This window comes from Blautia obeum ATCC 29174, assembly GCF_025147765.1.
Taxonomy (GTDB): domain Bacteria; phylum Bacillota; class Clostridia; order Lachnospirales; family Lachnospiraceae; genus Blautia_A; species Blautia_A obeum.
Genome location: NZ_CP102265.1, coordinates 3,368,279 through 3,393,018, shown reverse-complemented (window position 1 = coordinate 3,393,018; position 24,740 = coordinate 3,368,279). Strand labels below are relative to the sequence as shown.

The 24,740-nt window shown below is 42.2% G+C and carries 20 protein-coding genes; 17 read left to right on the top strand and 3 right to left on the bottom strand.

Annotation, left to right across the window (positions count from 1 at the left end; all coding sequences use genetic code 11):
• The first annotated feature begins 56 nt into the window (after positions 1-56).
• From NQ503_RS16235 to NQ503_RS16215, 5 genes are all read left to right on the top strand, one after another.
• Positions 57-1,604 carry a spore germination protein gene (locus NQ503_RS16235; RefSeq protein WP_044925877.1) on the top strand — a complete coding sequence of 516 codons (1,548 nt, stop codon included), beginning with the start codon at positions 57-59 and terminating at the stop codon, positions 1,602-1,604.
• Entirely contained in the window at positions 1,601-3,271 is a 1,671-nt protein-coding gene (locus NQ503_RS16230) for a GerAB/ArcD/ProY family transporter (RefSeq protein WP_005426228.1), read from the top strand. Before NQ503_RS16235 ends, NQ503_RS16230 begins: the two co-directional genes overlap by 4 nt.
• Positions 3,272-3,349: 78 nt before the next feature.
• Entirely contained in the window at positions 3,350-3,598 is a 249-nt protein-coding gene (locus tag NQ503_RS16225; RefSeq protein ID WP_005426240.1) for a hypothetical protein, read from the top strand.
• A 69-nt stretch (positions 3,599-3,667) separates the two neighbouring features.
• Positions 3,668-4,489, top strand: a complete 822-nt coding sequence (gene murI / locus NQ503_RS16220; protein ID WP_005426242.1) for a glutamate racemase — start codon at positions 3,668-3,670, stop codon at positions 4,487-4,489.
• Between the two features lie 25 nt (positions 4,490-4,514).
• Complete coding sequence (locus tag NQ503_RS16215; RefSeq protein ID WP_005426244.1) at positions 4,515-4,961, top strand: YwiB family protein; 447 nt, start codon at positions 4,515-4,517, stop codon at positions 4,959-4,961.
• Between the two features lie 73 nt (positions 4,962-5,034).
• Here NQ503_RS16215 and NQ503_RS16210 read toward each other — a convergent pair whose 3' ends face one another.
• Positions 5,035-5,478: a hypothetical protein gene (locus tag NQ503_RS16210; RefSeq protein WP_005426246.1), complete on the bottom strand. Its 444-nt coding sequence runs from the start codon at positions 5,476-5,478 to the stop codon at positions 5,035-5,037.
• Positions 5,479-5,710: 232 nt separating this feature from the next.
• Here NQ503_RS16210 and NQ503_RS16205 point away from each other — a divergent pair, with 232 nt between their 5' ends.
• The 12 genes from NQ503_RS16205 (at position 5,711) to NQ503_RS16150 (ending at position 23,091) form a co-directional block, all read left to right on the top strand.
• Positions 5,711-7,261 carry a polysaccharide deacetylase family protein gene (locus NQ503_RS16205; protein WP_005426248.1) on the top strand — a complete coding sequence of 517 codons (1,551 nt, stop codon included), beginning with the start codon at positions 5,711-5,713 and terminating at the stop codon, positions 7,259-7,261.
• A 20-nt stretch (positions 7,262-7,281) separates the two neighbouring features.
• Positions 7,282-8,628, top strand: coding sequence for a polysaccharide deacetylase family protein (locus NQ503_RS16200; RefSeq protein ID WP_005426249.1), 1,347 nt, complete (start codon positions 7,282-7,284; stop codon positions 8,626-8,628).
• Between the two features lie 26 nt (positions 8,629-8,654).
• On the top strand, positions 8,655-9,956 hold the full coding sequence (gene tig / locus NQ503_RS16195) for a trigger factor (protein WP_022388236.1): 1,302 nt from the start codon (positions 8,655-8,657) through the stop codon (positions 9,954-9,956).
• Positions 9,953-11,056: an N-acetylglucosamine-6-phosphate deacetylase gene (gene nagA, locus NQ503_RS16190; RefSeq protein WP_005426255.1), complete on the top strand. Its 1,104-nt coding sequence runs from the start codon at positions 9,953-9,955 to the stop codon at positions 11,054-11,056. The genes tig and nagA overlap by 4 nt, the downstream gene beginning before the upstream one ends.
• Before the next feature lie 138 nt (positions 11,057-11,194).
• Positions 11,195-12,667, top strand: a complete 1,473-nt coding sequence (locus tag NQ503_RS16185) for a polysaccharide deacetylase family protein (protein WP_005426256.1) — start codon at positions 11,195-11,197, stop codon at positions 12,665-12,667.
• Positions 12,668-12,901: 234 nt separating this feature from the next.
• Positions 12,902-14,788 (top strand): 1,4-alpha-glucan branching protein GlgB, encoded by a 1,887-nt coding sequence (glgB, locus tag NQ503_RS16180; RefSeq protein WP_005426260.1) that lies wholly within the window; start codon positions 12,902-12,904, stop codon positions 14,786-14,788.
• 190 nt (positions 14,789-14,978) lie between these two features.
• Positions 14,979-15,212, top strand: a complete 234-nt coding sequence (locus tag NQ503_RS16175; RefSeq protein WP_022387919.1) for a hypothetical protein — start codon at positions 14,979-14,981, stop codon at positions 15,210-15,212.
• Positions 15,213-15,398: 186 nt separating this feature from the next.
• Positions 15,399-16,553 carry a CobW family GTP-binding protein gene (locus NQ503_RS16170; protein WP_044925890.1) on the top strand — a complete coding sequence of 385 codons (1,155 nt, stop codon included), beginning with the start codon at positions 15,399-15,401 and terminating at the stop codon, positions 16,551-16,553.
• 21 nt (positions 16,554-16,574) lie between these two features.
• On the top strand, positions 16,575-17,528 hold the full coding sequence (locus NQ503_RS16165) for a TIGR03943 family putative permease subunit (protein WP_005426265.1): 954 nt from the start codon (positions 16,575-16,577) through the stop codon (positions 17,526-17,528).
• Between the two features lie 18 nt (positions 17,529-17,546).
• Positions 17,547-18,125 carry an aminoacyl-tRNA hydrolase gene (gene pth, locus NQ503_RS16160; RefSeq protein WP_005426267.1) on the top strand — a complete coding sequence of 193 codons (579 nt, stop codon included), beginning with the start codon at positions 17,547-17,549 and terminating at the stop codon, positions 18,123-18,125.
• Positions 18,122-21,448, top strand: a complete 3,327-nt coding sequence (gene mfd, locus NQ503_RS16155) for a transcription-repair coupling factor (protein ID WP_005426269.1) — start codon at positions 18,122-18,124, stop codon at positions 21,446-21,448. Before pth ends, mfd begins: the two co-directional genes overlap by 4 nt.
• A 140-nt stretch (positions 21,449-21,588) precedes the next feature.
• On the top strand, positions 21,589-23,091 hold the full coding sequence (locus NQ503_RS16150; protein ID WP_044925878.1) for an FKBP-type peptidyl-prolyl cis-trans isomerase: 1,503 nt from the start codon (positions 21,589-21,591) through the stop codon (positions 23,089-23,091).
• A 50-nt stretch (positions 23,092-23,141) separates the two neighbouring features.
• Here the strand turns inward: NQ503_RS16150 and NQ503_RS16145 are convergent, their stop codons facing one another.
• Together NQ503_RS16145 and NQ503_RS16140 are read right to left on the bottom strand one after the other, a co-directional pair.
• Positions 23,142-24,287, bottom strand: a complete 1,146-nt coding sequence (locus tag NQ503_RS16145) for a DUF4317 domain-containing protein (RefSeq protein ID WP_005426273.1) — start codon at positions 24,285-24,287, stop codon at positions 23,142-23,144.
• 16 nt (positions 24,288-24,303) lie between these two features.
• On the bottom strand, positions 24,304-24,690 hold the full coding sequence (locus tag NQ503_RS16140) for a DUF6483 family protein (RefSeq protein ID WP_005426275.1): 387 nt from the start codon (positions 24,688-24,690) through the stop codon (positions 24,304-24,306).
• Between the last annotated feature and the right edge of the window lie 50 nt (positions 24,691-24,740).

The following is a 24,740-nucleotide window of genomic DNA, read 5'->3' as shown; positions in this document are numbered from 1 at the left end:
TCTCTTTTTTTATTCTCAATTTTATTATAGCAGGTATCTGTCTTCAGGAGGAAATGATGAGAGAAGCAGTAGAAGGACCAGTAGAAGGATCAGTAAAAGAAACAGAGCAGATCAGGATTTCGTCAAATCTGAGGGATAATGAGATATATATCCGAAAGCAATGCGAAAATTGTGCAGATATTCTGGTACGTCCGATGCGTCTGGGAGAAGATCGTAAAGTGGACTGCCTTATGGTTTATATTGAAGTTACGGTATCGAATATGATGCTAGATGATTCAGCGATTGGAAAAATGATCAATCATTTCTGGAAAATACCGCCGGAAAAAATACAGGAATTTCTCAAAAATAACAGTCTGGGCATTGCAGATGTGCAGAAACTGGAAAATATGGATGAAGTTTTTGGAGCAATCCTGTCTGGAAATGCAGTGTTTTTTATAGATGGTTACAATAAGGCAATGAAAATCTCCAGCAAAGGGTATCCGGATATGGGAGTCTCTGAGGCAGAATCAGAAAAGGTATTGCGTGGCTCCAGGGAAGGTTTCTCGGATTCAGTAAAGACAAATTCTGCGCTTGTACGCAAAAGAATCCGTGATACCCGAATGAAAGTAGAAGAATATCAGAGTGGAGTCCGTTCCAATACAATGATTCAGATACTGTATATCGAAGATCTGGTACATGAAGAACTTCTGGAAGAGGTCAAAAACAGGCTGGAAGAATACAAAATAGATGGAATTCTGGACAGTGGAATGCTGGAACAGCTGACTGAGAAACCCTGGTATTCGCCTTTTCCGCAGTATCAGGTGACGGAACGCCCGGATCGGACGGCACTGGAACTTCTCAATGGAAAAATCGCACTTCTGTGTGATAATTCTCCGTCTGCCCTGATCCTGCCAGGTGCATTCAGCAGTTTTATGGAGAGCAGTGAAGACTGGTATCATCATTTTGAGATGGCAACATTTCTTCGAATACTGCGTTATCTGGCATTGCTGACAGCAACATTGCTTCCGGGATTGTATCTGGCAGTGATCCGGTTTCATACACAGATATTGCCAACGAATCTTTTGCTGTCTTTTGCAGATGCAAGGGAGGGAGTACCTTTTTCAAGTGTGACAGAACTGGTTTTACTGGAACTCGCTTTTGAACTGATACGGGAAGCCGGAGTCCGGGTACCCGGTGCACTTGGAAATGCCATCGGAATAGTAGGCGGCCTGATCATAGGAGATGCGGCAGTCAGCGCCAATCTGGTAAGCCCTATTGTTGTTATGATCGTAGCACTTACGGCACTTGGATCCATGGTCATACCGGATGAAGAATTTGCAGCTGCTTTTCGTCTGCTGAAATATGGATTTTTGATTCTGGGAGGCTATCTTGGAATATATGGAGTTGTCCTTGGTATCTATCTTACAGTATCACATCTGTCAGGACTGTTGAGCTTTGGAATACCGTATCTGGTGCCTTTTGTGGAAGAACAATCCGTTAGACAGACAGGTAATGGTATTTTTCGAATACCTTTCAAAGCCAGAAAATACAGGCCGGTCTATGCAAGAAAGGAACAGAGGATCCGTCTGCGAAAGATTACAGACAGGAAGGAGCGTGAATCATGAAGTATGCAGAAAACAATCGTATATCACACAGACAGTTGTATCATCAGATCATACTTTCTTTTCTTGCACCACTTCTGATCTGTATTCCGGGATATAACGGAGAACAGGGACTGTCTGGAGCAGTGGGCATCATGGCGGCAGTTCTGATCCTTTTGCTGTATGTTTTTTTTCTGATAAGAACTTCTTATTGTTATGCAGATCCTGTAAAAATAATGGGAAAGCTGAAAGGCAGCCTGTTGGGAATCTTTTTCTTAATATATCTGATCATGACAGGAGTTTATATTCTTTCACTCATTGAGCAGATCGTACCGGTGTGGGCAGTATCAGGGATTGCAACCGGATGGCTGATTTTCTGGGCGGTTGTAGTCTGTGCATATGGTGCAGATCATGGGATGCAGCGCAGAGGGCGGATGGCCGGTGTCTCGGGAGGAATTTTTTTATTTGTGATCATACTTATGCTGCTGTTGTGTATCGGGCAGGGGAATGCAGAATATTTGAAAGAAATGCTGCGGGAAAGTCGATTGTGGGGAAAGGAGATCGTTTACAGCACGTATGATGTGGTGTGTGCTTTTTCGGGAATCAGCCTTCTTCCGTTTGTGTTGCAGAATGTTGAAAAAAGAGGAAATTCCGGCAAAACTGTAACATCGGCCATTCTAACAGTCAGCGGAATTTTACTGCTTATTCTTTTTATCCTGCCTTCTGTATTGGGGTGGGGACGGATACAGAAAGAACTTTATCCGGTCCTTCCGCTGATGGCAGGAGCAGACCTGCCGGGAAATGTACTTGCCAGGTTTGATGTACTCTGGATTGGTTTTTTATTGTACGGGCTTTTTTTTGCACTGGGAAGCTGTTTCCATTATGGAATCCGTATACTGGATACGGTGCATCTGAGAAGCGGAAAATACTGGCTTCCCATAGTAATCTATGCGTTTTCTTTTGTCAGAATAAATGACAGCGGGATCGCAGATTTCTACAAAATGTATCTGGGAACATTTTTTGTTCCGGGACTGGTGCTGATCCAGATCTGTCTGCTTTTCCGGGGACAGAAAAAGAGAAGAAAAAAAACAGCTTCTGCAGTGGCTGTTTTAATGGTATTTATTCTGAGCTGTACCGGTTGTGCCGGAATAGAACCGGAAAAGAGAATGTATCCGCTGGCTATGGGAGTTGATGTGTCTGAGGGAGAATACATTCTGACCTATGCAATGCCGGATCTTCCCAGAGCGACCGGTCAGGGAAAAGAGGAAGAGGATGGCAATCAGACACTCCAGGTCCGTGGGAAAAGTTTTGAGGAAATAAAAAGTCGTTATGAAAGATCCCAGGAAAAATATCTGGATATCGGACATTTGCAGACACTGATACTGAGTCAGGACCTGGCTGAAACCGATATGTGGAAAGATTTTTTTGAATATCTCAGAGAAGAACCGCTGGCAGGAGAAAATATATATGTATTTCAGACGCAGGAACCGGAAAAACTGCTGGGCTGGAAGGAAGGTGGAACATCGGTCGGAGAATATATTACAGGTCTTATGGAAAACCGAATGGACAGAGAACAGAAAAATGGTGTGACTCTGCGGCAGGTCTATTATCAGTGGTATCAGAATGGAACTTTAAAGAAACTTCCGAAAATTACACTTTCCGAAGATCAGATCCAGGTCTGGCTGGAATAATATGGCGATTTTGGGGAATACTTCTGAAAGAATATTATTTTGCAAAGCAAATAACAAAAAGAAACAGGAGGTTCCGGGATGAAACAGATATACAAAAAAGAAAACAGAATCCTGCTCTCTATGATAACAGGAATGATAGTCATCAGTCTGCTGTGTGGAATAGAATGGAGGGGATCGCAGAAAAATGTTCTGGCATGGTGGGGCAGTATTTATCCGGAGTTCTGTTTTTCAGAATGGGATCAGTATGGCTGCGATGTCGAAAAATTTCCATCAGAACAGAGGCCAAAGATATCCTTCTGGCTTGCGAAAGCTATTGAGAGGTGGTAAGATATCGATATGTTCGGAAAAGTTCATTTTACTTTTTCGAACATATAAAACAGAACTGGAGAATTACATATGAAGATAGATAGAGATGCACCGATCGGTGTGTTTGATTCCGGAGTAGGTGGCCTGACAGTGGCACGTGAGATCATGCGTAATCTTCCTTCGGAAAAGATTGTTTATTTTGGTGATACAGCCAGAGTTCCATACGGCAGTAAATCCAGAGATACGGTTATTCGCTACTCCAGACAGATCATTCATTTTCTGAAAGAACAGCAGGCGAAAGCAATTGTGATCGCCTGTAACACAGCAAGTGCATTTGCGCTTGATGCGGTACAGCATGAACAGGATATACCGGTTCTTGGTGTGATTGGAGCAGGAGCAAAGGTTGCTGCAGAAGAGACGGTCAATAAAAGAGTTGGTGTGATCGGTACGGTCGGCACAGTTGGCAGTGGAATTCACGAAGCTTATCTGAAGAAACTGGATCCGGAAATTACGGTGATCGGTAAGGCCTGCCCACTGTTTGTACCTCTGGTAGAGGAAGGCTGGCTGCATGATCCGGTGACCGTAGAAGTTGCAAACCGATATCTGCAGGAACTGAAAGATAAAGATGTGGATACACTGATTCTCGGCTGTACGCATTATCCGCTGATCCGATCTACGATCCGGGAAGTTATGGGAGAAAAAGTAAGACTGGTAAATCCGGCGTATGAGACGGCTTTGGAACTGAAGAATCTTCTGCAGAAAACAAATATGCTCAGTACCGGACAGCAGGAAGAGGAATTTCCTTATCGATTTTATGTAAGTGATCTTGCAGATGAGTTTAAGGAATTTGCCAATTCGATTCTTCCGTATGATGTGGAAATGACTAAGAAAATTGATATTGAAAAATATTGATAATTATCAGAATCAGGAGAGATATATGAAAAAAGATGTACTTATACATGTACGCGGACTTCAAATGATGGATCCGGAAGAGGAACAGGAACCAATCGAGATCGTTGTCCCGGGACAGTATTATTATCGAAATGGAAGCCATTATCTTCGTTATGAAGAAATGATGGACGATACGGCAGAACCGACGGTCAACTATATCAAGATGTCGGCGCAGGGAGTGGAAGTCCGCAAGCAGGGGCAGGTAAATGTACATATGGTTTTCGAACAGGGTAAGAAAAATATGACATTTTATTCTACACCGTTTGGAACACTTCAGATGGGGATTGCAGCAACCGGTTTGGAATTGCAGGAAGAAGAGGATAATATTCATCTGAAAGTTGATTATGCACTGGATATGAATGAGGAACATGTGGCTGACTGCTATCTTACGGTTCAGGCACAGTCCAGAGATTCGGAGAATCTTATATTGTAATAAGTATTGATAGAACTAAAGAGAAAAAAGAAATGCCTGGGAGATGATTCTCTCAGGCATTTTGCATGTGTCCTTATTTGTTGAGTAATCTTTTGAAAAAGCCTTTTTTCTTAGGAGCCGGTGTTTCCAGGGAACCACGGATTCCTTTAACGCCAACGATATATAAACCGCTGACTTCGGCCTTGACTTCTTTTTTGACCGGAATCTGATCAAAAACTTTTTCATCTGCGATCAGAACGGAGATCTTTGGTCCGACTTTTGCTTTAACGATTGGCAGTTTGGAACGGCGCATCAGCTTCGGTGCCTGGTCGATCACCATCTGAGGAAGACCGGATTCTTTTAACGGAAGTCGCTTCTTATCAATAATCAGCATAGAAACGGTTTGCTTAGCAGCTTCAATCTGGGCCTGCTGTTCTTCTTGTTTCTTCTGAGCCTTTTTTCCAAAGAAATAAAGAGCTATCAGAGCAGCGATCAGAACGACCAGGATCACAAGAAGGACGATGGTAAGTGTACTCATAGATACCCTCCTCAATATGTAATTTACAAACTTATGTCATGCGAATTATATTCTAACATCATTTATTACAAAAGGCAAACAAATTCATAAAATTCCATAAAGAACAGGAAAAGTTATAGCAAAGGTACAGAGAAACAGGTATAATAAATTTACGGTTTTTAGAAAAACCTGAAAGATAAATTTATTTGTGGGTACACTAAGAATTACAGAACAAAGAGTCTGGAGAGTTAGTATGGAGAAGAAAAACGACAGGAATAAAAATACCAGTCAGAATAAACTGTATTCAGATGAAATAAAAGAAATGGAACGTTTGTCAGAGGAGCAGGAAAAGGCACTTCGCGAGAGACGTCAGGCAAGAAAACATCGCATAAAAAAGCAGGAACGAAGAAAAAAACTGATCGTATTGGGAAGCATGGCCGTTGTTACCGTAGTGGTAGCAGTGAGTGCAGTCACCGGAATTGTCAGTTTTGTGACCAGAGAAAGCAGGCAAAGTCAGGTTTCATCAAAAAAATCAGCAGAAAAGGACTCATCGGAGCCGACTTTGACAGATACGGTGAAACAGAGTCGTTCAGATCTGGAAGTGGATGAGAGAACCCCGGAGGAAATTCTGGCAGATGCGAAGCTTCTCGCAGTACAATATGATTATGACAAGGCAATCAGCCTGCTTCAGAAATACAGTGGCTATAAAAAGAATACAGAAATGCAGGATGCGGTAAAACAATATGAAGAAATAAAAGCTTCCTGTAAGTCCTGGCCACTGGAAGAAGTTACACATGTTTTTTATCATACACTGATCAAAGATCCATCTAAAGCATTTGATGGAGACTATAAAGAAGCTGATTACAATCAAGTTATGACAACGATCGATGAATTCAACAAGATTACAGAGACTATGTATGAGAAAGGCTATGTCATGGTCAGTATCTATGATATGGCTAAGGCAGATGCTGATGGCAATATAACAGAAGGAGAGATCCTTCTCCCGGAAGGGAAGATTCCGTTTGTTCTTTCACAGGACGATGTCTGTTATTATCATTATATGGATGGTGATGGATATGCATCGAAGCTGGTTGTTGATGAGAATGGAAAAATCCGGAACGAATATATAGAGGATGATGGAAGCGTTTCTGTCGGAGATTATGATATGGTTCCACTGATCGACCGTTTTGTAGAAGAACATCCGGATTTTTCATACAGAGGAGCAAAAGGAATTGTGGCACTTACCGGTTATAATGGTATTTTAGGATATCGTACAGACCAGAGCTATGAGACACGTCCGGATGATCTGGATGCCAATAAGGTTGAATGGTTGGATGCACATCCTGATTTCAGTCTGGCGAAAGAAAGAGAGGGCGCCAAGAAAGTCGCAGATGCCATGAAAGCAGAGGGATGGCTTTTTGCAAGTCACACCTGGGGGCATCAGAATGTAGGGCAGATAGGACTGGAAACACTTCAGACCGATACCCAGAAATTCAAAGATAATGTAGATCCGCTGATCGGAGGTACAGATATCATTATATTTGCGTTTGGTACAGATCTCTGTGGACCGGAGGATTATCACGGCGATAAATTCGAATATTTAAAAGGTGCAGGATACAATTATTTTTGCAATGTAGATTCAAGTAAATATTATGTACAGATAAGAGAGCGGTATTTCCGTCAGGGGAGAAGAAATTTGGACGGATACCGTATGTATTACCACCCGGAGCTTCTGGAGGATCTTTTTGATGTAAAGAGTGTTTTTGATCCGGTAAGACCGACACCGGTGCCGCCAATGGCATAACTGATAAAAGGGGATAAAGAATGAAAAAAAGAGCATTAATACTTACAGCAGTACTTACTGCAGCAGCACTGACAGGGGGAAGTGGTTATCTGCCGGTTACAGACGGCATAAGATCTAAAATGATACAGAACGTTTATGCAAATGCAGAGGATTCAAAAGAATCTGCAGACACAGAAACTTCTGATTCTGTGCTTGATCAGGCAACGATCATGTATCAGCAGTATAATTATGATGAGGCAATCAAATTGCTGAAAAAGCAGGATGATTTTACAAAAAATAAAGATTACATGGATCTTGCTGCAAAATGTCAGATTGCGAAAAAATCACTGGTTGAATATCCTCTTGAAAAAATCACACATGTATTTTTTCATACATTGATCGAGGACACATCCAGAGCATTTGATGGAGATTCAAAATCCGGAAATTATAATCAGGTCATGACAACAGTCAGTGAGTTTAATAAGATCATTCAGATCATGTATGACAAGGGCTATGTACTGGTAAGTCCACATGATATGGCAACGGTAAATAAAGACGGTACGATGAGCAGGGGCAAGATCATGGTTCCGGAGGGTAAGATTCCGTTTGTCCTTTCGCAGGATGATGTCAGCTATTACCATTATATGGACGGCGATGGCTGTGCATCCAAACTTGTACTTGACGAGAATGGAGAGGTAAAGAACGAATATGTTGATGCTGACGGAAATGTTTTAGTCGGAGATTATGATCTGGTACCGCTTCTGGATTCTTTTATCAAAGAACATCCGGATTTTTCCTATCATGGACGTAAGGGAATCCTTGCGATGACCGGTTATAACGGAGTACTGGGATACAGAACAGACAGTGCATATAAGACCGGCGAAAACCTTCAGGATGACCAGAAGAAATTCCTGGAAGATCATCCTGATTTCGATTATGACCAGGATGTAAAAGATGCGACCAAAGTGGCAGATGCCATGAAGGCAGAGGGATGGGAATTCGCAAGCCATACCTGGGGACATATGAATGCAACAGAGCGTTCTGCTGAGGATCTTAAGACAGACGATGAGAAATGGAAAGCAAATGTAGCCCCGATCCTTGGAGATACAGATATGATCATCTTTGCGTTTGGTGCAGATATTGGTGACTGGGAAGGTTACTCTTCTGATAATCCGAAATTTCAGTATTATAAGAGTGCGGGTTATGACTACTTCTGTAATGTAGATTCCAGTCAGTACTTTGTACAGATCACAGATCAGTATTTCCGACAGGGAAGAAGAAATCTGGATGGTTACAGAATGTATTATAACCCGGATATGCTGAGCGATCTTTTTGATGTATCTGAGGTATGGGATTCTTCCAGACCGACACCGGTACCAGAAATGTGATATGCAGATTTGAAAGGAGTTTTATTATGAAGAAAAAAACAGTTGCAGCGATGTTGGTAATGTGCATGGCTTTATCTGCTACAGCATGTGGCGGATCTGATACAAAAGAAACTAAAACCGAGACAACACAGGATACAGGGGATAAAAAAGATTCTGCATCCTCAGATAAAAAAACATCTGCTTCGGCAGTCAGACTGGTGTCTGTTTCTGATGTTTCAAAATATGTTACGATTGGAGAATATAAGGGACTGACACTGGACAGATCATCGGTTACTGTAACGGATGATGATGTACAGGCAGAGATCGATTATAATCTTGAAGAAAACGGAACAGAGGTAAATGACGGAACAGTAGAAGAGGGCGATTCGGTAACGATTAATTTTACCGGAACGATAGACGGAAAAGAATTTGATGGGGGTTCTGCAGAAGATTATGATCTTGTGATTGGCGAGGGCGGAATGATCGATGGATTCGAGGATGGAATCATTGGCATGAAAAAGGGAGAGACAAAAGAACTGGACCTGACTTTCCCGGATGATTACTATGAAGAATCTGTTGCCGGTAAACCGGTTGTGTTTAAAGTTACGCTGCAGAAGTTCACGCGGCCTTCCGAACTGAATGATGAGTGGGTAGCTGCCAATACAGAATACAAGACAGTTGACGAGTATCGTGCAGCCGTCAAAAAAGAACTCGAAGAAAATGAGACAAAATCGGCAGATTATGATCTTTACAGTAATGCCTGGAGCGAAGTACTCGCAAATTCTGAAGTAAAAGAATATCCGGAAGAAGATGTGGATAAGGCGGTTGAAGCATACAAAAAACTCAATGAAAATTATGTCAAAGAAGCAGGTATGGAAATGTCTGATTTCCTTAAGGCACAGGGAATGTCTGAAGAAGATTATGAGGAAGACTGCCAGCAGTATGCAGAATCCAAAGTGGAACAGAACCTTATTGTTCAGGGAATCATGGATGCAGAAGGACTCAGCCTTGATGATGACGATATACAGACATTAAAGGACGAGCTGTTATCAGAATATGGCTATGAGAGTTTTGATCAGCTGGTTGCATATTATGGTGAACAGGAAGTAAATGAATCACTGGCACTGATGCGTGTGGAACGTTTTATAGTGGATAATGCGACAGTAAATGAAACTTCTGCAACAGAAGCTGATGTGGCAAATGAAGATGCAGATCCGGAAAGTGAAGACACAGGAGTTGATGCTGCAGAAGACACTATAGAAGATAATGCGTCAGAGGAAGATAGCAGTGACACTGCAGAAGAAAGTGAGGAAACTGCATCGGAAGATGATGTGGCAAATGAAGGATGATCATAAAAAATGGAAATGTTTTTCAGGAAGATGGAAGTTTTCGCAAGGAAACACTTTATATCAGAAATCACAGACTGACAGAGGCATTTGAAGCAACCTCTGAAGAGGAAGTTATAGATGCCGAGGGTCTTATGGTGATTCCCGGTCTTGTGGATATCCACAGCCATGGAGCATATGGGGAAGATTTTTCTGACGGTGATCCGGAAGGTCTGAAAAAAATCTTAAGATATGAGAGACAAAGTGGAATAACATCATATTGTCCGACTTCCATGACACTTCCGAAGGAACAGCTTAAGAAGATTTTTAAAGGGATCAGGGAAGCAGAAAAGTCCGGCGATGGAGCAACGGTTGCAGGTATCAATATGGAAGGACCGTTTCTGGATCCTGTTAAGAAGGGCGCACATGTCGAAGAATGGATCACGGAACCGGATGCAGATTTTGTAAGGGAATTGAATGAAGTATCCGGTGGAAGGATTAAACTGGTAACGTTGGCACCGAATGTCAGCGGTGCGATGGAATTTATCAGGAAAATGCAGAGTGAAGTACAGATATCTCTGGGACATACAGCTGCAGATTACGAATGTGCATCAGAAGCAATGGCGCTGGGGGCGCATCATGTGACGCACCTTTATAATGCGATGCAGCCACTGGCACACAGAGAACCCGGACTGATCGGAGCTGCAGCAGATGATCCGGAATGTATGGTGGAACTTATCTGTGATGGTTACCATATCCATCCATCCGTGATCAGAACAACATTCAAAATGTTCGGACCGGAAAGAGTGATTCTGATCAGTGACTCCATGCGTGCAACAGGGATGAAAAACGGTACATATGAGCTCGGCGGACAGGAAGTAACTGTGAAGGACCGCAAGGCAGTGCTGAAAGACGGAACACTGGCAGGATCTGCGACAAATCTGTTTGGCTGTATGTGCAAGGCAATAGAATTTGGTGTGCCTGTAGACCAGGCGATTTTTGCAGCCACGAGAAATCCGGCAAGAAGTATTGGGATTTATGACAGAACAGGGTCTGTTCATACAGGTAAAGAGGCAGATCTTCTTCTGGTAACAGAGAATTTTGAATTAAAAAGAGTTATCTGATATACCTGCTGAAGTATTGAATCATCATTCACAGAATAACTTGATTTAGTTCAGGAATTGTGATTGTATTTCAGAATTAAATGCGTTATGATAATAAATAGACAAAAAAGTTATAGAAAAATACAGCAGGTGGAGTAGATGGATAAAAGGGTATTGCGTGAACGAATGCGCAAAAAGCAACAGCAGATAAGACGTCGTCAGATGATGAAAAAAGGCGCGTATATTGTTGCAATAATTCTCGTATTTGTCTTTGTGATACGAGGAATCATTCTTCCGGTCATTAATCGGGTCGGAGGGAAAAATACAGATAAACCGGCACAGGTACAGGCAGAAACAGATACGAATGCGAATACCAATACGGGAGATTCAGGAACTGAGACACAGATAGAAAAAGACACAAATGCAGCAATCCGTAAACCGCTGAAGGGTGCGAGTGATCTGACAAAGGCTTCACAGCTGACTGCTGGCTGGCATGAGGATGAGAACGGAAAATGGTATCAGAACTCGGATGGTACATATTATGCAGGCGGCCTGCAGGAAATAGATGGTTCTACATATTATTTTGGAGACAATGGTTATACACAGACCGGCTGGGTAAGTGTTGGTTTTGATGACTATTATTTCAGTGATGACGGAACGTATGATCCGAGTCAGCATAAGACAAGAATTGCATTTACGTTTGATGATGGCCCGGGAGAGTATACAGACCAGCTTCTGGACTGCCTGGAACAGAATAATGCACATGCGACATTCTTTATGCTCGGACAGAATGTTGAGAACTGGCAGAGCGAAGTTCAGCGAATGGTAGACATTGGATGTGAGATCGGATCTCATTCCTGGGATCATCTGAATCTGTATGATCTTGATATGGATGCAGTTGCCAAAGAGTTTTCAGATACAGATGCAGCTCTGGAGAAGGCATGTGGACAGAAGGCAAGTGTTGCCAGAGCACCATATGGAAACTGGAGTGATGATATCATTGCTACTGTACAGAAACCATTCTTTACATGGTCGCTGGATTCTCTTGACTGGAGTTATAAGGATGTTGACAAAGACTATAATGAGATTATGAACGGAGATCTTACTGACGGTTCGATCATTCTGATGCATGATATTCATGAGCCATCCGTACAGGCTGCGATCAAGATGATTCCGGAACTTGTGCAGAAGGGTTATAAGCTGATGACTGTCAGTGAGCTTGCAGCAGCCAAGGGAGTTACTTTACAGAATGCAAACTATTCTGATTTCTGGGACAGTTCACTTCAGAAGGGTATCGTTGCAGGATATAACAGTGGTTCTTCTGACGGAAGCAGTGATGGTACAGCGGTATCAGATGGTACTACCTCAGATGACGGCTCAACAGATAGTTCTGATGTAAGTGATACAGGATCTTCGGACAGCAGTGATGTCAGTGATGGAAGTGATGAGAGTTCCGACAGTTCTTCCGGAGATGACAGCTCAGGAGGCGATGACTCTTCCGGGGATGGAAGTTCATCAGATGACAGTTCCGGAGATAACAGCTCAGACGATGGATCTTATGATGACAGTTCCGGAGACGGAAGTGATTATGCAGATGAGGACTCCGGAGATGGGTATGATACAGGATATTAATTCTATATAAAATAAGAATCCACAAAAGAGGACAAGTTCGAAAGCGCAATCGGACAAGTCCTCTTTTTGTGTACTTGTAATTTCTTATTTTAATTGACGGGAACATTATGGATTGGTATAATATGTCTATAAAAATGCAAAATATCAGCATGATAAATGTGCATAATGCTGATGGGAGGCGCAGAGTTGTAAAGAGTGCCGGAATAAAATAGCTGTTAAGGGAGGTACGTTTGAATGGGAGAGAAGTTGCAGTTTACAGAGCTGGATCAGTATCTGTTCGGACAGGGAACCCATTATGACATTTACAGGAAATTAGGAGCCCATCCGACGATACAGAGGCGTAAGAAAGGTGTATATTTTGCTGTGTGGGCACCAAATGCCAGATCAGTTTCTGTTGTTGGAGAGTTTAATAACTGGAATACACAGGCAAATCCAATGAAGAAAGTCGGACCAATTGGGGTATATGAGACATTTATACCCGGAGCAAAGGTTGGAGATCTCTATAAATTCTATATTATCGGCTATCATGGTGAAGAATTATACAAAGCCGATCCATATGGGAATGAAGCAGAACTGAGACCTGGCACTGCATCCAGAATTGCGGATATTTCTGATTATAAATGGAAAGATACTACCTGGATGAAAAGACGTCCGGAATTTGATGAAACCAAAGATCCTATGGCCATTTATGAGGTACACCCCGGTTCCTGGAAGAAACATGAAGCAAAAGATGAAGATGATCCGGGATTTTATAATTACCGTGAACTGGCACATGAACTTGCTGCCTATGTAAAGAAAATGGGTTATACACATGTAGAACTTATGGGAATTGCCGAGCATCCGTTTGATGGCTCATGGGGATATCAGGTCACAGGATATTATGCACCAACCTCCCGTTATGGTTCTGTTCAGGATTTCAAGTATATGATCGATTATCTGCACCGTAATAAGATTGGAGTTGTTCTGGACTGGGTACCGGCACATTTTCCGAAAGATGCACAAGGCCTCGCAAATTTTGACGGTACAGCAGTATATGAACATGAAGATCCGAGACAGGGAGAACATCCGGACTGGGGAACCAAGATTTATAACTATGGCCGTCCGGAGGTCAAAAACTTCCTGATTGCCAATGCACTCTACTGGATTGAAGAGTGTCATGTAGACGGACTTCGTGTTGATGCAGTAGCATCTATGCTTTATCTGGATTATGGAAAGAAGGATGGCGAGTGGGTTGCTAATAAATATGGTGATAACAAAAACCTTGAAGCAATTGAGTTTTTCAAACATTTGAATACCGTTGTACTTGGAAGAAATCATGGAACGGTCATGATAGCAGAAGAATCTACCGCATGGCCACAGGTTACCGGAAAAGCTGAAGATGGAGGACTTGGATTCTCTTTGAAATGGAATATGGGATGGATGAATGATTTTCTTGAATACATGAAATTGGATCCATATTTCCGTAAGGACAATCACAATAAGATGACATTTTCTATGACTTATGCATACAGTGAAAAATATGTCCTTGTCATCTCGCATGATGAAGTTGTACATTTGAAATGTTCTATGGTTAATAAGATGCCAGGCTATCCGGAAGAAAAGATTCGTAATTTGAAAGCTGCGTATGCATTTATGCTGTTTCATCCAGGCAAAAAACTTCTGTTTATGGGACAGGAATTTGGACAGCTGCGTGAATGGAGTGAGGAGAGGGAGCTTGACTGGTATCTTCTGAATGAAAAACCACATCAGGATCTTCAGGAGTTTGTAAAGACGCTTTTACATATGTATACAAAGTATCCTGCATTGTATGCAGGGGACAACGATCCTGACGGATTTGAGTGGATCAATGCAGACGATGCATACAGAAGTATTTTCAGTCTGGTAAGAAAATCTCCTACAAAGAGAAATAACCTTCTGTTTATTGTAAACTTTACGCCGGTTGACCGCCCGGATTATCGTGTCGGTGTTCCAAAGAAAAAACAGTATAAACTGATCATGAATGAACATGGACTTTTGGAGAAACCGGAGGTATTTAAAGCAGAGGCACAGGAATGTGATCACAGAGAGTTTTCGTTTGACTATCCACTGCCAGGATATGGTGTTGCGGTATTTACTTATTGATATTTTATTGTGAAAGTTAACCAATTTTGCACATCGATAATTATATAAATTTAACAAATAAAATCGTTGCAATTTAAGAAAATATAGGTTATACTGAACGCAACTGAGGGAAATCATTTGGAAACTCAGTATTTACATGAAATGCAGTAAGTTGAACATAAAAAATAAAAATTTTGAAAGGAGATTTACAATGAAAGTATCTAATATTAAAGACATCGAGAAATTTTTTGAAGTAGTAGACAGCTGCCAGGGCAAAGTTGAACTGGTAACAGGTGAAGGTGACAGACTGAACCTCAAATCCAAACTGTCCCAGTATGTATCTCTTGCAAACATCTTCTCCGGCGGAGAAATTCCGGAACTTGAGATCGTAGCATATGAGAAAGAAGATATCGACAAACTTCTCAGCTTCATGATCAACGGTTGATTTTAGAGAGTATAGAGTGGGGACGTGACTGGTTCATGTCCCCATTACCCATATGAAGGGATAATAACCAGGGGGTATTTTATGCCTCCTGGTCAAATTGCGTTATAAGTTAGTGATATAAAACAAATAATATAAAGTAATTTAGCAATCATTTTGCCCATGGGCAGAAAGAGAGGAAATGCAATCATGGAAAAAACTAAAATTGACATTATCTCCGGTTTCCTTGGAGCCGGTAAAACAACACTGATCAAGAAACTTCTGAAAGATGCCTTTCAGGGGGAGCAGGTCGTACTGATTGAAAATGAATTTGGTGAGATCGGCATTGATGGAGGATTTCTGAAAGAAGCCGGAATCCAGATCCGTGAAATGAACTCAGGATGTATCTGCTGCTCACTGGTTGGTGATTTTGGTGCATCTTTGAAAGAAGTTATCAGCAAATATCACCCGGACAGAATCCTGATCGAGCCATCTGGTGTCGGCAAATTATCTGATGTCATTAAAGCAGTACAGGGCGTAGAAGAAGAAACAGGACTGGTTCTGAACAGCTACACTACTGTTGTTGATGCAAAGAAATGCAAAATGTATATGAGAAATTTCGGTGAATTTTTCAACAATCAGGTTGAATATGCCGGAGCGATCATCATGAGTCGTACAGATATTGTTGACGAAGCAAAAGCACAGGCATCACTGGAACTGCTTCGTGAGATTAACTCCAAAGCAGCGATCATCACAACACCGATCGAGAAACTGGAAGGTAAAAAACTTCTGGAGGTTATGGAGCATCCGGTATCTCTGGCAGATGAACTGATGGAAGAAGAGGAAGTATGCCCGGAATGCGGACATGTGCATGAACATGGCGAACATCATCATCACGACCATGATGAAGAATGTGGATGCGGACATGACCACGATCATGAAGAACATGAGCATCATCATCACGACCATGATGAAGAATGCGGATGCGGACATGACCACGCTCATGAAGAACATGAGCATCATCATCACGACCATGATCATGAATGCGGATGTGGACACGACCATCATGACCATCACCATCATCATGCAGATGAAGTATTTACAAGTTGGGGTCGTGAGACAATTAAGAAATATACAAAAGAAAATCTTGAGAAGATGCTGGAAGCTCTTTCTGCATCTGATGAATATGGAATCATTCTCCGTGCAAAAGGAATGCTTCCGGCAGAAGATGGAACATGGATTTATTTTGATATGGTTCCGGAAGAAACAGAAATTCGTGAAGGCGCACCGGAATATACAGGTCGTCTCTGCGTGATCGGATCTAAACTGAATGAGGACAAACTGGCTGAGCTTTTTGGCCTGTAATCATAGAGGAGAATACAGACAATGGATGAGATCAAAGTACCGATTTATTTAATGACCGGTTTCCTGGAAAGTGGCAAGACTTCTTTCCTGAGTTTTACCATACAGCAGGATTATTTCCATACGGATGGAAAGACACTTCTGATCCTCTGTGAGGAAGGGGAGGAAGAATACGATCCGGCAATTCTTGAAGCCAATAATACTGTTGTGGAGGTAATTGAAAATGAGGAAGACTTTACAACAGACAGACTGGTTGCCATGGATATTCTTCATCAGCCGGAGCGTGTTATCATAGAATATAATGGCATGTGGCTGGTAAGCAATTTTGAAAAAACGCAGCTGCCGACAGGCTGGGGAGTAGAACAGCAGATTACCTGTGTAGATGGAAGTACTTTCCAGATGTATATGGCGAATATGAAATCCATTTTTATGGATATGATAAAAAATACAGATATGGTTATCTTCAACCGTTGCAAAAAGGAAGATCCACTTCCGACTTATCGACGTGGAATCAAGGTCGCAAATCAGAGAGCAGAAGTTATCTTTGAGGATGAAGAAGGCGAGCTGGGTGATATTTTCCAGGATGAAATGCCATTTGATATGAATGCGCCGGTTATCGAGATTCTTCCGGAAGATTATGGCATCTGGTTTGTGGATGCAATGGATCATCCGGAAAATTATGAAGGCAAAACAGTCAAGTTTAAAGCAAGAGTCATGAAACCTCGCGGAATGGGAAGTAAATTCTTTGTTCCGGGACGTACAGCCATGACTTGCTGTGCAGATGATACTACATTTCTTGGTTATGTATGTAAGAGCGCATATGCGCCGAAACTGACGCCGGGAGAATGGGTAGAAGTTACAGCCAAAGTCGGCATTGAGAAACGTAACGAATACCAGGGTGAAGAAGGTATCGTACTTGATGCGGAGCATGTAGAGCAGTGTGATCCACTGGAAGACGAAATGGTTTATTTTAATTAATACAGCGAGGAAATTCTGATGTATCTGATCGTAGGTTTGGGAAATCCCGGAAGGCAGTATGAAGCCACACGCCATAATATGGGATTTGATGTGATTGATAAGCTTGTGGAGGAATATAATGTTCCACAGTCTGGCGTGAAATTCAATGCCATGTACGGAAAGGGAAGAATCGAAGGACAACCTGTCATTCTGATGAAGCCGCTTTCTTATATGAATCTCAGTGGTGGTCCTGTCCGGGATATGGCAAACTACTTCAAAATCGATCCGGAGACAGAGATGATCGTTATTTATGACGATATTGATCTGGAACCGGGACAGCTTCGTATCCGTAAGAAAGGCAGTGCCGGTGGGCACAATGGAATCAAGCATATCATTCAGCAGCTTGGTACACAGACGTTTGTTCGTATCAAGGTTGGTGTCGGAGCCAAACCAAAAGGATGGGATCTGGCAGATCATGTACTTGGCAGATTCGGAAGCAATGAACGTAAGCTTGTGGAAGAGGCGCAGGAGAGAGCCTGCAAAGCTGTAGAGATGATCCTGGCTGACAGTGTGGATGCGGCCATGAACCAGTTCAACAAGAAAATGGAGAATGTATGAAGACATTTTTGCAGCCTCTGCAGAATCTTGCAGAGATGGAAGAAATACAAAAACAGGCAAAAAAGAATCGTGGAATTCTGGAGATCAGTGGTTGTATGGAGTCCCAGAAAGCTCATCTTATGTATGGGCTTTCCGGGCTTTTTCCATGTCATCTGGTAATTGCCGCAGATGAAAAATCTGCGAAAGAACTGTATGAAGATTATCGTTTTTATGATAAACGTGTTTATTACTATCCGGCAAAGGATCTTCTTTTTTTTCAGGCAGATATACATGGGAATCTGCTGATTCGTCAGCGAATGCAGGTGATTCGCGCTCTTCTGGAACGCGAGGATGAGATTACGGTCGTTACCAGTATTGATGGCTGTATGGACTATCTTGTACCTCTGGAAAAAATAGAAAAACAACTGATTCATTTTCGCAACGACAGTACCCTGGATATGGATAAACTGACAGCTGCGCTTGTCCATATGGGGTATGAACGTGTTGGACAGGTAGAGATGCCAGGACAGTTTTCCATCCGTGGAGGAATTATTGATATTTATTCTCTGACAGAAGAAAATCCCTGGCGTATTGAACTGTGGGGAGATGAAATTGATTCGATCCGCAGTTTTGATGCACAGAGCCAGCGTTCTCTTGAAAACCTGGATGATGTTACAATTTATCCTGCAGCAGAACAGCCAATGGAGAAAAATGGTGTCTCATTTCTCGATTATTTTAAAGAAACTGAAACTCTGTTTTTTTTGGATGAACTTAATCATCTGGAGGAAAATGCAAAAGCTGTGCAGGAGGAATTCCAGCAAAGTTGTGAGAATCGAAAGGAAAAGGGCGAGATCAGTCTTTCCGGTGACTGGATGTGTACATGGGAGGAATTGTGTCATAAGATAAATGACAGAAATTGTGTTGCCATGTCTTTGCTGGATCCGAAGAAATCTAACTGGAAAATTTCAGGTCAGTTTAATATCACAGTAAAATCTATGAGCTCTTATCAAAGTAGTTTTGAACTGTTGGTAAAGGATCTGAAACAGTACAAAAAAGAAGGATATCAGATCGTTTTGCTGTCCGGTTCCAGAACCCGTGCAGAACGTCTGGCAAAAGATCTTCAGGAAGAAGGTCTGAATGCATTCTACGGACAGGATTCTGATCGTATTCTGCAGCCGGGAGAGATCATGGTGGCGTATGGCCATGCACGGAGGGGATTTGAATATCCACTGGTTAAATTTGCAGTCATCACAGAGACAGATATCTTTGGAAAAGAGCAGAAAAAGCGTAAAAAGAAAAAAGAATACAATGGAAAGAGAATCCAGGACTTTTCGGAACTTTCCATTGGAGACTATGTAGTGCATGAAAAGCATGGACTCGGCATTTACAAAGGTATTGAGAAAGTTGCAGTAGATAAAGTTGCAAAGGATTATATCAAAATCGAATATCGTAATGGAAGTAATCTGTATATTCTTGCAACACAGCTGGATGCACTGCAGAAATATTCCGGGGCAGAAACAGCAAAACCGCCGAAACTGAATCGGCTTGGTGGGCAGGAATGGAAAAAGACGAAATCCAGAGTCCGCGGTGCCGTGCAGAATATTGCAAGGGAACTTGTGGAGCTTTATGCAGTCCGCCAGGAAAAAGAAGGTTATGTCTGTGGACCAGATACCGTCTGGCAGCGAGAGTTTGAAGAGATGTTTCCGTATGAGGAAACAGAAGATCAGCTGGCTGCGATCGAAGATACTAAGAAAGATATGGAGAGCACCAAGATTATGGACCGTCTTGTGTGTGGGGATGTCGGATATGGCAAGACAGAGGTTGCGCTGCGAGCTGCGTTTAAAGCAGTTCAGGAAAGTCGCCAGGTTGTTTATCTTGTACCGACCACGATTCTTGCACAGCAGGTTTATAACACCTTTATTCAGCGAATGAAAGAGTTTCCGGTGAGAGTAGATCTTCTTTGCCGGTTCCGTACGGCTGCGCAGCAGAAAAAGACAATCGCAGATCTGAAAAAAGGTCAGGTGGATATCGTAGTCGGTACACACAGAGTACTTTCGAAGGATGTGGAATATAAAAATCTGGGACTTCTTATCATCGATGAAGAACAGCGTTTTGGTGTGGTTCATAAAGAAAAGATCAAACAGCTGAAAAAAGATATTGATGTACTGACGTTAACGGCAACACCGATTCCGCGAACACTCCATATGAGTATGATCGGTATCCGCGACATGAGTGTCCTGGAAGAGCCTCCGATGGATCGTGTTCCGATTCAGACATATGTTATGGAGTATGATGAGGAAACGGTAAGAGAGGCGATCAACCGTGAGCTTCGAAGAGGCGGTCAGGTTTATTATGTTTATAACCGCGTGAATGATATTGCAGATGTGACGACAAGGATCGCGAAACTTCTGCCGGATGCTAGAGTGGATTTTGCCCATGGACAGATGAGTGAGCGAGAGTTGGAAGCAGTCATGTATGCATTTATTAACGGAGATATAGATGTACTGGTTTCTACAACGATCATTGAGACCGGACTGGATATTTCCAATGTCAATACGATGATCATTCATGATTCTGACCGATATGGACTTTCACAGCTTTATCAGCTTCGTGGAAGAATCGGACGTTCAAATCGGACTGCTTATGCATTCCTTATGTATCGCAGGAATACGATGTTGAAAGAGACTGCAGAAAAAAGACTTTCTGCGATTCGGGAATATACAGATCTGGGAAGTGGATTCAAGATTGCAATGCGTGATCTGGAACTCAGAGGCGCCGGAAATCTACTGGGAGCAGAACAGCATGGGCATATGAATGCAGTAGGGTATGACCTTTACTGCAAGATGCTCAGTGAGGCAGTCAAGGAGGCAAAGGGTATCCATACAATGGAAGATTTTGAGACAACGATCGATCTGAATATGGATGCATTTATACCGGATTCTTATATCAGCAATGAGTATCAGAAACTGGATATTTATAAGAGGATTGCCGGAATTGAGACACAGCAGGATTATGATGATATGCTGGAAGAATTGCTGGATCGCTTCGGTGAAATGCCAAAAGCAGTTCTGAATCTTCTTGTGATCGCCAGAATGAAAGCACAGGCACACCGATGTTATGTGGTGGAGATCAAACAGATCGCCAGGGATATGAAGATTACATTGTATGAACGGGCCAAACTGAATCCTGCAGGTATTCCTGTACTGATGCAGAAATATAGAAGAGGGCTGCAATTCAAGAATGAACAGGAACCCAAATTTATTTTCACTCCGGAGGGAGCTGGAAATACACTGACAGCTCTGACAGATTTTCTGACGGAACTGGAATCACTTGTAGAAGAATAAAATCCATATAGTCTGATTAAGAGGAGAATCTGTGAAATATCCGTGAAAAACGGCTATTTTTATGATTCTCCTTGCTCTTAAAGGCAAAAAAGTTTATACTCTTATTTATATGCTAGAATTGTAAAGCAATGGAGGAAGAGATGAAAACAATGACAAAGAGAACAGCTGTTGCAGCTCTTACAGGCGTAATGGCAGTGGGGATGCTCACAGGCTGTGGAGAAAAGAAATTAGATGGAACAAAAACAGTTGCAACAGTGGATGGAACAGAAATCCCGCTTGGAATCGTGAGTCTTTCTGTAAGAGAAGGACAGGCACAGACAGAAGCAATGTATAAGAGTTTTATGGGCGGACAGGATTATTCTATCTGGAGCATGGATGCAGAAGACGGAAAGACCTATGGAGAACAGGCAGTAGAACAGTCTCTGAAAGATGTAGAGCTGATGTACATCATGAAAGAAAAGGCTGCAGACTATAATGTAGAAGTTACAGATGATGATGAGCAGAAGATCGCAGATGCAGCAGCAGCATTTATGGCTGCCAACAGTGAAGAGACACTGCAGGAGCTTGCGGTAAGTGAAGATCAGATCAAGACATATCTGGAGCTTCAGACTTATAAGAGCAGAATGCATGATCCGCTCATTGCAGATGTAGATAAAGATGTTTCTGATGAAGAAGCACAGCAGTCATCTTTTGATTATGTAAGCATCAGTACAGCAGATCTCAGCGATGATGAGATCAAACAGAAAAAAGAAGATGCACAGAAGATCCTGGATGATCTGAAAGCAGCCGGTTCCGATGGAGATCTGAATGAAATTGCAAAATCAGTGGATGATTCTTATTCTTCCGTAAGTGGTACTTTTGATACGAATGAAGATGCGGCAAAAGAAGATTCTGATGAAGAGTCCGACAGCAGTTCTTCCAGCAGTGCATATCCGGATGAGGTTATGAAAGTTCTCAGAACTCTGAAAGACGGAGAAATCGGTCCGGACGTTATTGAGACAGATACTTCTTACTATGTAGTAAAACTTGATAAAGTAAATGATGAAGAAGCTACAGAGACTAAGAAACAGTCAATTATCTCGACAAGAGAGAATAAGCTTTATACAGACACAACAGAAAAATGGCTGGATGATGCAGACATCAATGTTGAGAAAAAGGTTCTCAAGACTCTGAAGGTTACGGATAATCACAAATTCTCAATCGCAACTGCAACACCTGAACCGACAGAAGAGGCTGCAGCAACAGAAACACCAGAGGTTACAGAGGCAGCAGAAGAAACAGAGGCAACGGCTACTCCGGAAGCTACAGAGGAGACTGAGGCTACAACAACTCCGGAAGTTACAGAAGCAGCTTCCTATAATACAGATTCTTCTCTTGAAGTTACAGATGGAAACAAGGTCAATATTGATTATGTAGGAAAGATTGACGGAGTTGCATTTGATGGTGGAAGCACAGATGGCAAAGGAACAGATCTGGTAATCGGTTCCGGTACATATATTGATAATTTTGAAGAGCAGCTGATCGGTGCACATCCGGGAGATAAAGTAGAAGTAACTGTTATATTCCCAGATGATTATCAGGCAGCAGATCTTGCCGGTAAAGAAGCAGTATTTGATGTTACTGTAAATGGAATTTATGAATAAATGATATGTAATAAGCCCTCGCATTTGCGGGGGCTTATTGTTTGGAAATCTTAGGATTCTGTACTTTCGCTGTTTCCACTGGAAACATGGATACCATTGATCTCTACATCACCCTCCATTGGAATAACAATGCATTTACGCCCATCGATCACCTGCGTTTCGATCAGCGCGGCACGATCAGGATCAATGTGAATTACAACATCCGGTGTTTTGATCTCAGTACGTCGTGTATTGGTAATATTGGCAGCCATAAGTGAAGCGTTTTCACCGGCAATTGCTTCATAGGTCTGATCAAAAGTTTCGAGTTTTTCATCTTCAACACCGCATTCTTCAAAGAGACGTTTCACTTCCGGTTTAGTCAGTACAGCAGGATCCGGGGAATCCTTCTGAGAATCTACCCATTCATTCAGTTTCTCATGGATATTCATGACAGTATCGTAGGCACAGTCCTCACCAAGGGTTTCTTCTACAAGTGCGTTGAAAGAATCGCGCTGGCCGCCGGCAGAAAGTGGAGTGGTACAGCCAAACATTTCATCTACGAAAGCACTTCTGAGCTGTTCGGCATTTTTAGTGTAATAAAGAAGACTGTGAATATCCGTGCTACGGTCATTAAATACCGGGAACAGGAATCCCAAATCTGGCATTTCTACGATCCAGTCACGGATACGGTCTTCGATGTTGTTGGTTTCTGCGTTGTAGCACAGGCCGGCTTTGGAAAGATTGACCGGACAGATGCTGCAGAGGATATGGTCATAGATTTCATCGGATGCATCGAACATCTCCTGACCATCGGAAGACTTTCCGGGAATATCGTAAACGGCATGAATGAGAATGATATAGTAATTCTCACCATAATCATAATTTTCGATGATCTTATCATAAAATTCCTCAAGTATAGCATTATCCTGAAGTTTACTGCCACGGAGTTTCATGAGAAATTCCTGGGTACCACCTTCTTTTTCCTGTTCAAGCGGAAAGTCCATGTTGATCAGATTTTTTCCAATTGTGCCGGATAAAGTCTTCTTGAAGATTTCAAAGTATTTAAACATTTCTTCTTCCGAAAGAGAAAGAAATGCTTCTTTCAGTTCTGTTTTTTTATTTTTCTCGCCATCCACATAACAGCCGCAGATTCTGGTGATCGCACAGTTATTTGGAGAAAACTGTTTCTTGATTTCTGAGATTTCTTTTTTGTTCATTATGTAATGCTCCTGTTTACAGAATTTCTGTACGGAATGCTTCTGCGATTCCACTTAAATTGTAACGCTCTGCAAGGTCCTGAATTCCCATCATGATCTCCTCGCGGCTGAAATTACTGGCCTCCAGAAATTCATCGTCTTTGCCATTAAGGTGGTAGTAGAACAGAAGACCAATTTCAAGATTCTGACGGTCACCATCGCAGGTCATTTCGTATAACTGATTTTCTGCCTCGTCAATTTTACCATTGTCTGCCAGATCTGTAAGATTTGTAAGTATCTGTCTGGCATCTGTATCTTCAATCACATCAGGTGTCAGTTCGACTGTACTTACCTGGAACAGCATTTTCATGACTGCACGTACCATTTCGCGTATCTGACGCAGTATATAATCATCCTGAAGCATTTATATTCTCCCTTCCAAATTCATGATTCTGAACAATAGAGTACCACAAA

Coding starts and splice junctions, on each gene's coding strand:
- NQ503_RS16235 (WP_044925877.1), top strand. CDS start 57: ATGAGAGAAGCAGTAGAAGGACCAGTAGAAGGATCAGTAAAAGAAACA.
- NQ503_RS16230 (WP_005426228.1), top strand. CDS start 1,601: ATGAAGTATGCAGAAAACAATCGTATATCACACAGACAGTTGTATCAT.
- NQ503_RS16225 (WP_005426240.1), top strand. CDS start 3,350: ATGAAACAGATATACAAAAAAGAAAACAGAATCCTGCTCTCTATGATA.
- murI (WP_005426242.1), top strand. CDS start 3,668: ATGAAGATAGATAGAGATGCACCGATCGGTGTGTTTGATTCCGGAGTA.
- NQ503_RS16215 (WP_005426244.1), top strand. CDS start 4,515: ATGAAAAAAGATGTACTTATACATGTACGCGGACTTCAAATGATGGAT.
- NQ503_RS16210 (WP_005426246.1), bottom strand. CDS start 5,478: ATGAGTACACTTACCATCGTCCTTCTTGTGATCCTGGTCGTTCTGATC.
- NQ503_RS16205 (WP_005426248.1), top strand. CDS start 5,711: ATGGAGAAGAAAAACGACAGGAATAAAAATACCAGTCAGAATAAACTG.
- NQ503_RS16200 (WP_005426249.1), top strand. CDS start 7,282: ATGAAAAAAAGAGCATTAATACTTACAGCAGTACTTACTGCAGCAGCA.
- tig (WP_022388236.1), top strand. CDS start 8,655: ATGAAGAAAAAAACAGTTGCAGCGATGTTGGTAATGTGCATGGCTTTA.
- nagA (WP_005426255.1), top strand. CDS start 9,953: ATGATCATAAAAAATGGAAATGTTTTTCAGGAAGATGGAAGTTTTCGC.
- NQ503_RS16185 (WP_005426256.1), top strand. CDS start 11,195: ATGGATAAAAGGGTATTGCGTGAACGAATGCGCAAAAAGCAACAGCAG.
- glgB (WP_005426260.1), top strand. CDS start 12,902: ATGGGAGAGAAGTTGCAGTTTACAGAGCTGGATCAGTATCTGTTCGGA.
- NQ503_RS16175 (WP_022387919.1), top strand. CDS start 14,979: ATGAAAGTATCTAATATTAAAGACATCGAGAAATTTTTTGAAGTAGTA.
- NQ503_RS16170 (WP_044925890.1), top strand. CDS start 15,399: ATGGAAAAAACTAAAATTGACATTATCTCCGGTTTCCTTGGAGCCGGT.
- NQ503_RS16165 (WP_005426265.1), top strand. CDS start 16,575: ATGGATGAGATCAAAGTACCGATTTATTTAATGACCGGTTTCCTGGAA.
- pth (WP_005426267.1), top strand. CDS start 17,547: ATGTATCTGATCGTAGGTTTGGGAAATCCCGGAAGGCAGTATGAAGCC.
- mfd (WP_005426269.1), top strand. CDS start 18,122: ATGAAGACATTTTTGCAGCCTCTGCAGAATCTTGCAGAGATGGAAGAA.
- NQ503_RS16150 (WP_044925878.1), top strand. CDS start 21,589: ATGAAAACAATGACAAAGAGAACAGCTGTTGCAGCTCTTACAGGCGTA.
- NQ503_RS16145 (WP_005426273.1), bottom strand. CDS start 24,287: ATGAACAAAAAAGAAATCTCAGAAATCAAGAAACAGTTTTCTCCAAAT.
- NQ503_RS16140 (WP_005426275.1), bottom strand. CDS start 24,690: ATGCTTCAGGATGATTATATACTGCGTCAGATACGCGAAATGGTACGT.